The 12,819-nt window shown below is 46.4% G+C and carries 10 protein-coding genes; all 10 read right to left on the minus strand.

The features are described 5' to 3' along the window. Positions 1-125: 125 nt before the first annotated feature. Genes PAHA3_RS16060 through PAHA3_RS16105 form a run of 10 tightly spaced genes read right to left on the minus strand, consistent with a single transcriptional unit; the run spans position 126 to position 12,815 of the window. Positions 126-581 (minus strand): DUF6630 family protein, encoded by a 456-nt coding sequence (locus PAHA3_RS16060; RefSeq protein WP_062835592.1) that lies wholly within the window; start codon positions 579-581, stop codon positions 126-128. Positions 582-598: 17 nt separating this feature from the next. Continuing rightward, positions 599-1,564, minus strand: a complete 966-nt coding sequence (locus PAHA3_RS16065; protein ID WP_062835593.1) for a hypothetical protein — start codon at positions 1,562-1,564, stop codon at positions 599-601. Between the two features lie 17 nt (positions 1,565-1,581). After that, on the minus strand, positions 1,582-5,145 hold the full coding sequence (locus PAHA3_RS30900) for a hypothetical protein (protein ID WP_062835594.1): 3,564 nt from the start codon (positions 5,143-5,145) through the stop codon (positions 1,582-1,584). A 2-nt stretch (positions 5,146-5,147) separates the two neighbouring features. Beyond that, positions 5,148-5,582, minus strand: coding sequence for a DUF4280 domain-containing protein (locus tag PAHA3_RS16075; protein WP_062835595.1), 435 nt, complete (start codon positions 5,580-5,582; stop codon positions 5,148-5,150). A gap of 15 nt (positions 5,583-5,597) precedes the next feature. Next, positions 5,598-6,113: a hypothetical protein gene (locus PAHA3_RS16080; RefSeq protein WP_062835596.1), complete on the minus strand. Its 516-nt coding sequence runs from the start codon at positions 6,111-6,113 to the stop codon at positions 5,598-5,600. Next, positions 6,113-7,219 carry a pentapeptide repeat-containing protein gene (locus PAHA3_RS16085; RefSeq protein WP_062835597.1) on the minus strand — a complete coding sequence of 369 codons (1,107 nt, stop codon included), beginning with the start codon at positions 7,217-7,219 and terminating at the stop codon, positions 6,113-6,115. Before PAHA3_RS16085 ends, PAHA3_RS16080 begins: the two co-directional genes overlap by 1 nt. A 35-nt stretch (positions 7,220-7,254) precedes the next feature. Next, a complete protein-coding gene (locus PAHA3_RS16090; protein WP_062835598.1) occupies positions 7,255-8,670 on the minus strand; it encodes a phage baseplate assembly protein V in 1,416 nt (471 codons plus the stop codon). 15 nt (positions 8,671-8,685) lie between these two features. Further along, positions 8,686-9,324, minus strand: a complete 639-nt coding sequence (locus PAHA3_RS16095) for a hypothetical protein (RefSeq protein WP_153028221.1) — start codon at positions 9,322-9,324, stop codon at positions 8,686-8,688. 34 nt (positions 9,325-9,358) lie between these two features. Then, on the minus strand, positions 9,359-10,132 hold the full coding sequence (locus PAHA3_RS16100; protein ID WP_062835600.1) for a hypothetical protein: 774 nt from the start codon (positions 10,130-10,132) through the stop codon (positions 9,359-9,361). Between the two features lie 31 nt (positions 10,133-10,163). Next, entirely contained in the window at positions 10,164-12,815 is a 2,652-nt protein-coding gene (locus PAHA3_RS16105) for a hypothetical protein (RefSeq protein ID WP_062835601.1), read from the minus strand. Between the last annotated feature and the right edge of the window lie 4 nt (positions 12,816-12,819).

A 12,819-nucleotide genomic window follows, 5' to 3' on the forward strand; every position in this document is an offset into this window, starting at 1 on the left:
GACCTTGTGTATCATATGGTGATCAAAGTTTTGACTTTTATTACGCAAGATTAACCCTTTCTAAAAAACCTCAAAACAAATAAGCCCCAGTCAAATAACTGGAGCCTGTCTGACTTATCTTTGAACTAAATATACAACTGGATATGACGCTCTTTTTCAGGAATATCTTCATCTTCTAGTAAATCCACTTCGGTTAGCGCACCCTCATGCTTAAGTTCGGCGATGAACAATGCATAGAAGTCTCCTGCTGTCGGATAGGAGAATAAACCATATCCTTTTCGAGAAATCAGCTTGTTTACCTCCCTAATTTTCTCAGGGAGATATTTGTAGTCAAACTCTCCCAACTCTTCTAGCTGATCTGCAGTTCCCAATTCGATATCATAGGCATACTCATAGTCTAAGATGTAATTGACGATTTCCTGATCCACTTCTCCTTTGTAGTCCAGAAATAAAAACCGTTTGGTCGCTAAGCCATGATTCAGCATACTATAATACGCCAGTGATTCATCCGGATCATTCAAAATCATGTCGATATCCTCTGTATCATCGAAAATTAACGGCACCAAATCTTCATCTGCCATGCAGTCTTCCTCCTCTCCTATTCAAACAGAACTCCATGGTGGTTTGGGATATACTCTGGATAGTTTTTGCGATAGAAGTCATCAATCATTCGTAAAACGGGATCCCATTCTGGATACGGTTCAGGATCTTGAATGTTCATTTTAGCCTCCGGTAAGTTCATCAGGAAATCATCAAAATGACTTGGGTTGGGCAGACCTTGTTTTTTTCTCACATGAAGCAAATACAAAATTTCATAAGGATAAAATGCGTAATCATAATTTCCAAACTCAAGCGATTTCCCTAACTCTGAAGCAAGCGTGGAATGATGTTCGGACATTCTTCCAATTAAATGCGTAATTTCATCCACATCAGGTGTATTCCATTGTTCCAATACTTCTCTGTAGATTCCAAGTTCTTCGGGAATCAAGCCACATGGCTGTTCCCGATTTGTTAATGCAGATTTCACAGCCAAGTGAACATATTCATTAGTTCCCTCAATTTCTTGCTTGGTATGTTGGAGATATAACTCTAGTAAAAACCAGATATGTTGATTCCAATCATTCGCTTCCATTAAATTATCTCCAAGATATTTGACTATAAAATCAAAAAAAATCTTTTCCTCTTTTACCCATCCGTATAAATTAAAGTGTATTAATGCGATGATGCTATACTCGAAAGAATAATCAATCAATTTCATGCTCGGATAACGCTCTCTATAAATATGCCTACCCATGCACTGATAAAATTTTATTTGTTGGATTTTTTTTAGCGCACTTACATTTCGACCGTTTTTAATCAATACGTCATTTTTCCACACATCTAACCAAAAAGAAGATATATTATCCATATCAATTAATAGAATGTGATCTCTCTCTGTATCATTAATATCGATGATTTCAACAATCTCATTTTTACCTTCTTCGTATTCATTTACGGCATTACTACCAACAAAGTTTTTGACATACCTTTTGTAGGCCAAATGCATTTTTTTTGAATTAACCATTGTGTTCTCCTTAAGTTTTATTTTATCTCCTTACTCCAATCTTTTACTTTTACAACATCTACTCCAAAACCAACCGAAGTTTTCGAAATATCAACCTCTACTCTGATATACTCAAACTCCAACCCTGGGTTATCTTTTAAAAGTTTCTTGTACTTTGCTTTAAAATCAGCAAAACTTTTATTTTTACGGTTTGACATCACTTCAAAATATTTAGCACCACCCAGTTTTTGCTCTGTTGAATAATTGAAATTTCCCCACTCGGAAGTCTTAGCCTCGATCATGGTTAATTTAGGAGGCGGACCTTTGGACAAAAAGGCTCCATCTATGCCGTTCCTACCAACTTGAAATTGATCGGAAATATCCTTACCCAGATTGTTGTTTATTGCGATTTTTTTCGCAACTTCCTCGCCAAAATCACCCTTATCATGATCATAATATTTTGTATTATCGATTTTTCGCTCATACCCTTCTACACTGGATAAATCAAATTTACTACTTATATCATCTGGAGTATCTAGTTGATTGGCCAGCTTACTTCGTTCTCGCTTTAACTTCTTAATTTCTTCTTCACTGGCCCCTGCTTTTTCCTTAATTTTAATTTTCTGATCCAGATCGTCAAGTTCTTGTTGGATTTGCTTTTGACTCTTTCCTTTTTTCTTTTTCAGATTGTCATTAGTATTTGGTTCTTTTGTATCATTTGGTTTCTTCGTTTGTTCGCTAGGGCTGCCCTCATCCTTCTTCTTCGTTGAAGATGGCTTCCAGGTATTCACTTCATTCGGTGTTTTATTGTTAACCGGATTCGATTTCGAACTTTCTGGCTTCGGTGTTGCATCTTTCGGCTTCGCACTTGAACCGTCTGTGCCCTTAGGTTTCACTCCTGTATTCGAAGAGCTTGGTTTTGAGCCTGCTGGTTTTTCAGGCACGGCGGTTGAACCGGGTTTTACCGTCGGCTCCGGAGTTTCGGGCGCAGTCTTGGGAGGTTTCCCGGCATTGGAACCGACTCCATCTTCAGCGCTGGTTTTCCATAAGGTGCCTGAACTTGGTTTTTTCGAATCATGATTCGATAAGAAGCCCCCCGGGACAATACCAACCCTCTGACTCTCTTCCCATTTTTTCTGAATAAATGACTTCGCCGTGGCTAAGCCGTTACCTACACTTGTCTTCTTACTCGCCGCTTCTGCATTCTGGATATTTCTCATCACCTGGCTGGTTGCTGAGTTCATTCCTGGGCTCTTAGACATACTCTTGGCGCTGTACATGCCGTCCACGACCATTTGCACGCCCATAATGACTTGATTCCATTTGAGCGTAGTCACCATCATCTTGGCATAGGAATCTGGAACAGGCTCTCCTGTAAAGGGGTGAATCCCCAGCTCAAAAGCCTTGAGCTGCAGTTGGTATATATCCTGCACAGGTTCCACGGGATGTGGGTCCTGTCTGAGCGTGGCATAATCCAGGATTCCTTTATCCTTCTCATACGCTTGCATGGCCGCCTGGTCGCTAACCCCATTTTCGCCCACAGGCCTCCAGATATGCCAGAACGAATCATACACCATACGGTAGCCTTTTTCCTTGGGCTCCTGATTTGCCTGCTGCAGTTGATACACCCATTTTTTCTTAACCGGTTCAGAAATCTGATGGACGAATGTACTAATCTCCTGATGTTGCTGATGCAGTTTCTTAATAAAGTCTGGAAACGACGTCGCCGTAGACAATTCGCGTGCTGCTGTCAGCACCTTGCCGAGCAAGTTGCGCTTGGCATCCTGCTCATCTTGCACGAATTGCTTGAACCCGGCTTTCAATTGATCTAGCAAGCTAAGCGCCGAAGGCTTGAATGAACCCACTTTCGGTACCCCCGAGATCACACCCGCTGCTACGGCAGCAATACCTACGCCTTGAGCTATCGCACCCACAGCTCCGCCAAGGGCACCCACGATGGGAATCATAGCGGTAATGGCTAACGCTGCACCAAATAAGGACGCTTCCTTCATACTCGTTGTGGATGCCTGGACAGCGGCTTCCGTCTCGGCAGCCAGCGCCGCAGCCTGAGCCGCTTCGTATTGCTCCAGTGGGATCAGTGGCGGCTCTGGCTCTGGAGGTAAATCAGCGACGTGCACAGGTGCCTTGTTGCTACCCTCCTGCTGAATCTGGGCTGCGCGTACATCGGCCTGTCCATCCAGTATGAAGCTGCTCCCTCCGCCCATCAGCCAGATCGCTTCTGGCGAAGAACCCTGAATCTGTCCAGCTTCCAGCGCAATGTTGCCTCCCTGAATCGAAAGGTTACCGGAACTGGACAATACTACGCCCTGATCGTTAAGGGTGATCGTCAGACCTGATCCGGCCTGCACCTTCACCTCCTCAGGCGACATGCCGACCGAAGGCCCAGCTGGATGACCCATAACCTTATGCTCCGTGCCACCTCCAACAGAACGTTTGCCTTCCGGAACGGAATGGCGAATATACGCTCCGGATTCCAGACTCTCGGGGAAATACAGTTCTACGGTATCCCCGATTTCTGGCATCATGTACAGCCCGCTATGTCCTTCCGCTGCATAGATTGGTGCTACTGGATATGGGCATGAGGCACCTTGAATCATTGGGCCATCGTCCATAGACAATTTGATTTGTACGTGATCCTGTATCACCCGGACAACTTCTCCGTACAGGGACAGACCGATCAGATCTGAAAGCTCACATCTCGGTGTACGCATCTGCTCTTCCAACATCATACGGTAGGAGGTCATCAGAAGACCTGATTCCAGACGCGATACAGCTTCAACGACCGTTAGCTCCCTGCCGTCAGGAAATTCAACCTTGTCACCCAGCGCATAGGTTTCGGCACTGTCCATCGTGTACTGTAGAATACTCTGATTACCCTTGGGACTTCGGATCACATATTTCTCCTCAACCTCCGGGCCATACCATCGCACTTCTCCCAGTTCTTTCCGGACACGATAGGATTGATCTTGCGGCCATTTCCATAACCTTCCTGTCGGTAGACCAAAAAAGATCTTGGGTGAGGCAGCCGTTACTTCAGGAACCAAGAACGTGCCAAACCGGGATGCGAGCCTTCGCAGAAACATCCAGTCGGTTTCTTTATATTGTAAAACAAGTCCGCTTAATTGGGTATTCCCCGTTACCTGATCTATGACGTCAGAATATCGGTATGGTTTCATGATGAATCGAACAAGCTCTCCAAATGTCCAACCTCTGTTTTGGAACGCGCGTTCTGCAATATGAATATCCATCTGATATGTATTAGATAACGCTTCGATCTCAAATCGATATATTCCTCCAGACAGATGAACCTTAAGAGACGTCATGACACCATGGAAGAGACGTCTTACAGACTTTCCTGCTTCATCAACTTGCCTGAGCACAATCGGTTCCCCTTCAGCCTGAATTCGAAGGATACCCGGGCCATCCTCTTCAGGAATGACTCCACTAACGTACAACTTCGCGTGCTCGTTCACCTGGCGTGTAATGCGTACTTCTTCCAACCATTGAGCCTTATATGGCCAATACAGACGAAGTTGTTCGTATCCAATGCGATCTTGTAGAACCTTTGTCAATTCGTCCATGGCTAGAAGTCCAATTGCTGCCCGTCATCCTCAATCAAGATATCTCCACCATGGAGACACTTATGTGTACATTGACTGAGCAGGGCTGCTTTCCCTTCTACCTCGGTATCTCCCTTTCCATGCAGCCAGGGCATGGTCAAAACGGGCATACACGGGGCTTTCTTGACTCCATAAATATCGACCATGGTACTGGTCTCTACAGCAGGATTCAGTGGATTGGAGCAGTTGCCGAAAGAACCGATATGTATGCCGGGAATGTAATCCTCGACCGTCATTTGTGCCTTACCTTTAATGTAAACCCCATGACTGAATGGAATTTTCAAACGTGTTCGTTGTGTGCCGCAGTTGCATTTCAAAATTGCGCCTGCAACGACATAGCTTTTAGGTGCATCTCCAGCACTTTGAATCTGCGTGTCTAATTCTTGTTTTTGCGCCATCCGATTCTCTCCCTTCTAAGCCGTTAGCTCCTGCTCCAGCTTCACCAGTCGTACACCTGTGATATCCCGCCGGAGAATACTCTCTGCCAAAGCAAGATTCACGATCATGACCGTTTCGCGCAGGTCCACTAATTGGAACAAAGGGACCTCTGCCATTTCTCGTCTAAGGACGAGCTGTTCCAAACTGCCGTCCATGCGCCGCTTTGTATGAGGTGACAGCACATTTGCAAGTTCTGGCGGATGAATCGCCCAATATGTTTCCTGGGTCATACGCTCCCTGTCCGTAAGAACAGCCGCCCTGCGCTTCAGGCGTGGCTGATATAGCGTTAACACTTCAAGTAAACGATCTGATACGAGCGGAATCGGATGTTCCATATAATCCGTATAATCCACATGAACTCCACCGCGGACATTCAAGCTGATCGCCGTAAGATCGATGTTGGAATTCTGAAAAGCCTGACTCCATGCCCTTCGCTGAAGTTCACCTACGGGCTCAGTCTCAGCGCGATGAATCCATCTCGAATCTGCCATTAAGCGAAAGTATTGGATAACCCTGTCCTCCCTTCGGCATTGTCAAAAATCGCCCCTTCAATATTGGCATTATTCCACAGTGTATCTACCAGATTAGCTCCGCTGAAGTTGGCACCTCGAAGGTCAGCCCCTCTAAAATCTGCTCCTTTCAGGTTTGAATTCTTGAAGTTAACTGCATCATACCCAGGTCCCTGTACAAGTCCCTCTGGGTGTCCTATATCTCCAACTACACCTCTGAATACAGCCCCTTGTAGGGAGCAACCACTGAAATCCGCTCCATAAATAAGACTATTTGAGAAGTTCACCCCTTCCATTTCGCAATTCCGCCAGCGTGTGCCCACAAGCATGCAACGTTGAAAATCCGTCAATTTCAAATCTATATTCTCAAATCTGCTAAAACGAAAGTCTAAGTCGCTGCACTCCATTTCCACCATACTCAGTCTTTGAAAATGCGCATACATAACAGCAATACCATTGCTTTCCTCCAGTTCCTCGCCAATTTCTTCAATGCTTCGCTCTCTCTGATCCAATCGGAATACGCATTCGCTCGCATCAAGATACTCCCCAACACGCACTTCGAAGTTCTGTTCAAGTTTCATTTGCAAATGCAATTCCATGTCTTCTAGCAAATAGCCGCATCGTCGGATGAAATAGACGAGATACCGGTTCACCAAAGGTACCTGCTGCAACCGAATACCTTCCAGTTCCACAGCCGTCACGGCACCTTGATAAGAAGCTAAAGTCTGTTTCAATCTTTCGATCATCCGTTCTACACATTCATAGGCCCATTGTGCAGAATAGAACGCTCGAACTGGCCTGCGGTCCAGCAACCACGACGAATCACAAGCCTCAACCAGCACATTCATCGCCCCACCCAGTACTTCCGTTCGCAATATAGAGTACTGGATGTAAGCGATTTTCTCTTTTGTCCTAACCTCTTGAGCAAGCGCAACTTCTTTAATATACTCTCTGAAATGTTCCATATATTCTTCCGTCAATTCGGTTGATCTGCTCTCTAATGTACGCCTTAAATCCTCCATCAGCCTGACTCGCTCTGGCTCCACCTGCTCGGCATAAAAGTGCTTCAACGAATCCTTTCGATTCATTTTCTCCCCCCTCCCTCGACTACAAATACATATGTTTAGTTGGATTTCACCTCAGAACCACTCATCTGTGCCTGCCCATCCAATCGGAATGTCCCCCCTCCACCTTCAAGAAGTAACTGAGAACCGGCAGACAATATCATTTTCTTTCCTGCTTTCAGGGAAAGGCTGCCCCCTGCAGACATTGTGACTTGCTGGTTGCCCTTGATTTGAATGCCCTCATCTCCACTCAATCGGATGAACACTTCTCCTTCTTTTCCAGTGATAACAATGGAGTCTGGTGTCAGTCTAATCTCCTTGCCATGGGGTGTGCGAAAAATTTTGTGATCCGGATTGTTCAATTGGTTCGTTCCCGTCACCTGTGTATCTAGTCTGGGCGCTGGCGTAGCATACGCCTCTTCTTCATGCTGAGTTGGAAAATACACCGCCACCGGATCACCAATTTCTGGCATCACGTACCATCCGGTCCGCCCCTCAGAAATATAGGGAGACTGATACAGTAGCCATAGTCCATTCTCCGCTTCCTGTTCTTTATCACAATTCAGTTGTACTCTGACATGTCCGCCATGTACCGCAAATATGCGTCCCATTAATGAGCTTCCAGCAATCAGTGGATTGTAGTACGTCTTCTGTCGCAATCCTTTGTGAAGACTTAGCACATATTTATGCTTTAAAATACCTCCGGCAAGTTCCGTATAAGCTTCCGTAAGATACAGACTTCTGCCTCGGAATGAGATATGGTGTCCCAGTTCCATAACTTGATCTGTCTCCACTTCGTATACAATGAAGTCACTTTCATTCACATTAACGGTCTCGTTCTCCGTGAAGTACATGAACGGAGTCATATTTTTGTGGACGGTATAACGTGTATTATCCAGCTCGATCGAGTTACCATGCTCATATACGCCGAAATAAAATTTGGGGCTGTCGAATTGAGCCGCAGGCATCAGACTCGTATGAAATCTAGAAGCCAGCCTTCTGAGAAATGCCCAGTCTGTTTCCTGATATTGCACGGCAACCTTGCCAATCTTGGCTCCCCCGGTCCCCTCATCGATCACGTCTAGTCCCGGATAATCCTGATCCAGCTCCTTTAACAATTCAGGGAGCGTCATCTGGATGTTTTGAAACGTACGTGTTCGCTTTTTGACATCCATCAGGTACGTATGTGAGATTGCTTCAACTTGGAGCGTATATACGCCCCTCACAACCTGCACTTCTACAGATAAAGGAATGCCTTTGAATAGCGGACTTTTGTTCCCCTCCTCGTCCTTTTGCCACACTTCAATCGGGGTATTCTTATCCGTAACATCCACATAACGATCTTTCCATTCCTCGGATACCATACCTTTGAAAACAAGGCGGGTGTGCTCATTCATCTTTTTGCGGATTGTCAATTCTTGCAGATGTACTAGTTCATAAGGTTCAATAATCAGGTTTTCATACGTCAGGCTCATGGACTCAGCTCCTCTCTAATTCATTTCGACAATGAGTGTATCCAGAAGTGTACCACCGGGTTCCATCCAATTTTTCTTCTCATCGTCCGTACAGTTAAAGCCATAAACAAGAACTTTCTGATTTAAAATGGTGAACACCATATGGTTATAAATTTGATCATTCAACCCCTGAACAGCGAATTGGCAGTAACCCGTGGAAAGACCAGCATCCGTCACTCGAACACCGTGTTTTTTCCATTCTCGTACAGGTTGAGTTGCACGAATCACGTCAGCCATCGATTCCGTAAAGGAATTCAACTCTTCCGGAGCAAGACGATGATCCAATGTCTTGAACGTAAAGTTGATCGTTCCCGAATCATTGGTATAGATCCATTCAGGACGATGGGACGACGGATATTTTAACTGAGCTTCTCTTTCTGTCACCAAACGAAATGTGCGGGGAAGAGATACTGTAACCTTTCCCTCGTATAGCTCCGTTCTTCTCAGATGTATCGTTTCCTGTTCAAGGTGTATCATGGTTATTGGCTCGAATGGTTTAACTTCCCTTGATTCAGCAGAGGCTTCAACATCTCTGGTCTCTGTTCCCTGATGAGGTTCACCGTTCAATGTTTTGCCATATAACATCGGGATGATTTTGCGATCCATATGTTCCATAAACGAATTCCATCCTCCCATTCTCTTGAAAATTTCAATCCACAATCATACGATGTGGTCCTCCCACCGGCATACCCGAACGTCCCGTTCCCCGACCTGCATTCGCCAGTATGCGATCCAGATATCGATGAATCTGCGCATTATCGTATTCTCTGTACTCCAGTCCCAATCGACTGGCAATGTGATGCAAAATGACGCTACGTGCAACCGTTCCTTCATTGAGACACATCATGGCGAAGACCAGATCCTGGGGATCAGAGGTCCCCGTTCGAAGCAACCTCTCGGCATAATCCTTCAAGACAACAGGGGATAAGGTGCTCGCCCCTTCGGCTGCATAAGGAACATGAATGACATGCAGCGTATTGAACTCCGTTGCCAAGTCGGCAAAGGTCTGATAGTCCCGCCGCAGCCGCGCCCCTTCTTTCAGCTTGAATCGAGCCAGCTCCAACTCTCTCGATGTGCACGTTGTCTCTTCATCCAAGAGCAGTTCCGAATGGCTTATCGTCATGTCACTCACGGTCTCCTCCGCGGTAAACCGAAGCTTCAGCACATTGACCCGGCCCGTCGCTTGGTATGCCAGTTCCATAGGTTCTGTCAGCATATAAAGCCTTCCTTTATGCAGCACCATCCCAGGAGCAACAACCAGCTTGTCCGGGAACACTTCTACCTCTGCACCTGCAAGAATGCCATCTGCATGACCGCGATAGTACAGTTCGATGTAGTCTCTGGGAAAATCGCGTAGTCCCTCCAACATGGATGTTTTCAGAATTCTTCCCTTGTTAAAATGCGGATACGAATATGTGAACATGAGCGATGTTCCTCCTTTCTGCTCGTGGTCCTCACTTCATTCCGTCAAAGAAGTCCAGTTCCGACAAGTCTGTTTCAAATGGAAGCAGCTTCTGCGATCCCAGATACAGCCGTTCATTTCTACGAGCTACAGGCAACACATGGAAGCCCCAATGACGATCATCCGGAAATACAAAAAACTTCGTCTCTCCATTCACAATGGAATCCGTATCATCCTGCGGAATTTTATCTCCGTATCGATCCCGAATGTCTTCACAAAGTACCTCTTTATAGAAGTCCGGGCGGTTGGCATACACGAACTTCTGTCTCAGCTGGCCATCGCTTCCGCTAAGATACAACTCCACTTCTGCCGTCTCGAATGGACGGGAAATGCTACCCGGAATGCCATCACTCCGATCCAGACTGCTGATCAGCATTTTTTCACGTCCATTATGCGTGTAGGCACTTACGGTATACGGAATTACAGCGGCATCATGCGTGATGTCCGCTTGAACGCTTCCTGTTTTGCGGGCACTCAGATAACGAATCGCCCCTCGAAGGCAGGCAAGTTTAAGATCAGGCACACGCCCTTCCGCAGGTTTTTGCCGAAACTCAATGCTTCTGCCTGGAACGAACTCTTTCAGTGCTTCCCGAAATACATCAATGCGGCAGGACTGACCTGTCAACTTGATAATCGAGTACTGGTTCATCCGCCCTTGCCGATAGAAATCATCCAAAAACTTGCGAACCACCTCATAGATATCGGCCTTAATCAGCTGGGTAATTTCCTTGATATTGAACACCACATCGGGGAACTCATATTCATCCTTCAACTCCCCATTCCGTTCTACCGAGAGGAACCAACGCTCCATGGTGGTGATCTGCAGATCACTGTCCCCGTCGCCCTCCATCTCCGAGTGGAATCGGTTACGCAAGATGCCGGTTTTGCGGAAAAATTGTTGCTTCATCTCTTCTGCGATTTCCCACAGGAAGTAGAAGTTTCCTCTTACCCGCAAATACTCATCCCGTGAACGGTTCTCTCTGCGCGCAAACGCAGTCGGGATGATGTGTTCTGCCTCCTCATAGCGTTGCTCCAGCTTCTGATAAACGGACTTCACACCCTCTTCGTCCACCTGACGGAACACATCCGCACCAGGTGCCTCAATCAGGCTATCAATATCCGTCACCTGACGGCGTCCGCTATAGTAGTCGGCGAATACAATTTTCATGAATTGCATGATACGATAGGTAATGTTGTGACCTCCGAAGTTCGTATCCCCATTTTCGTAGGTCGTATGAATATCGAGCTTGTACGCCATATGTCCATCCTCGATCGTAAAGGCACAGGAGGATAAATCCGTCGTTCCACCGCCACAATCAATCACGAGCGCATGGTACGTCTGCCCTTCCATGAAAGCACCACGTTCCATCCCGTCAGCAAGGGTGTTATAGAGCACAGCCATTCCCTCATCTAGCGCATACGTCTGCTCAATCCGATAATCCGGAAGCATCTCTCCGAACATCTGCAAAAACTGTATTTTCATCTTCACGGGACTCGTAAAATGTACATGGCGAAACTTGCACTTGAACTGATGCTCTGCCGTTCGGATGATGTAATTCATGTACGCACGCAGCAGATCCATACGAGACACCATGGCCGCATTGCCATGAACATCGACGATTTCTTCCATTTTGTTGTAATTGTTCACCCAGCGCTTCATGCTGCGGAAGACACTCGCCCGGCTGCTGTACCCTCCCCGACGCATGCTTCGCAGCGCTTCATAGCCGAATTCGTAACGAATGTTCGCTGGATCCGAGCACTCCGCCACACCGATTGCCGTAGGCAGGACCTCGATCCAGTCCGTATCTTTGTATGTAGGATCGGGAAATGCAACATAGTTAATGGCATCCATACGGACTCGTCCATTCAGCAAATCCTGGCTGCTTGGCGCCTGAATATAACCGTTATGCAAATAGGCGCCTGCCGTCGTATTGGAGGTGCCAAAATCAATTGCAAGCACGGCTTCTGTCGGTTCAAGCTCCCGGATGTCCAGATCTGCCAGTGGGATTTGAGTATATTGAATATGAACTGGTGGAAGCGGTCTGCTGGAATAATAGATCTGATATAGATACTCCGAGTCGCGTTTACGGAAAAAGAGGAGACTGTACTGTCTGTTGCCCGATTTCTTCCAGGTCGACCCACTTCCTGCCGTCAAATAAAAGGTTCCCGATACGGAGTCGTCCTTAACCAGGTTGAAGATGCCACACAGCTCCATGCTCTCATTGACTAAAAGTACGTTGGATTCGGTTAGTCCCCCCGGTGCCGTGACCACATATTGATCCAGCTTGTCCACGTTCAATCCTTCGTACAGAATCAGTCGCGCAGGCACACTAATGCCTCCATCACTGCTCATGGGAGCCGTCATATGACGAGAGATAGCCTTTTGTATACGCTCGAATCCGCCATCAACAGACTGGTCGATCCACAATACATCGTCCGCTCCCAGAAATTTTAAAATAATCCGAATCAGTTCTTCCCGTTCCGTCCGAGGGCCCAATCCCTCAATTAACCGTTCCTTGTAGCAAATGTTCCGTAATTGGAATGTGGTCATGTCCATCAATTCTTCGCGCGTATAACGCATGGTTCCTCTGGAACGTTCCCTGCTCGTGGCGTCAGGATACAATCGGTATGAATAGCCGTTCATCTAT

It is taken from the genome of Paenibacillus amylolyticus, assembly GCF_001570725.1.
In the GTDB taxonomy this organism is placed as follows: Bacteria; Bacillota; Bacilli; order Paenibacillales; family Paenibacillaceae; genus Paenibacillus; species Paenibacillus amylolyticus_A.

Excerpts from the sequence above, each read along its gene's own strand:
- PAHA3_RS16080 (WP_062835596.1), bottom strand. The coding sequence starts at position 6,113 with ATGGCAGATTCGAGATGGATTCATCGCGCTGAGACTGAGCCCGTAGGT.
- PAHA3_RS16090 (WP_062835598.1), bottom strand. The coding sequence starts at position 8,670 with ATGAGCCTGACGTATGAAAACCTGATTATTGAACCTTATGAACTAGTA.
- PAHA3_RS16060 (WP_062835592.1), bottom strand. The coding sequence starts at position 581 with ATGGCAGATGAAGATTTGGTGCCGTTAATTTTCGATGATACAGAGGAT.
- PAHA3_RS16065 (WP_062835593.1), bottom strand. The coding sequence starts at position 1,564 with ATGGTTAATTCAAAAAAAATGCATTTGGCCTACAAAAGGTATGTCAAA.
- PAHA3_RS16095 (WP_153028221.1), bottom strand. The coding sequence starts at position 9,324 with ATGGAACATATGGATCGCAAAATCATCCCGATGTTATATGGCAAAACA.
- PAHA3_RS16105 (WP_062835601.1), bottom strand. The coding sequence starts at position 12,815 with ATGAACGGCTATTCATACCGATTGTATCCTGACGCCACGAGCAGGGAA.
- PAHA3_RS30900 (WP_062835594.1), bottom strand. The coding sequence starts at position 5,145 with ATGGACGAATTGACAAAGGTTCTACAAGATCGCATTGGATACGAACAA.
- PAHA3_RS16075 (WP_062835595.1), bottom strand. The coding sequence starts at position 5,582 with ATGGCGCAAAAACAAGAATTAGACACGCAGATTCAAAGTGCTGGAGAT.
- PAHA3_RS16100 (WP_062835600.1), bottom strand. The coding sequence starts at position 10,132 with ATGTTCACATATTCGTATCCGCATTTTAACAAGGGAAGAATTCTGAAA.
- PAHA3_RS16085 (WP_062835597.1), bottom strand. The coding sequence starts at position 7,219 with ATGAATCGAAAGGATTCGTTGAAGCACTTTTATGCCGAGCAGGTGGAG.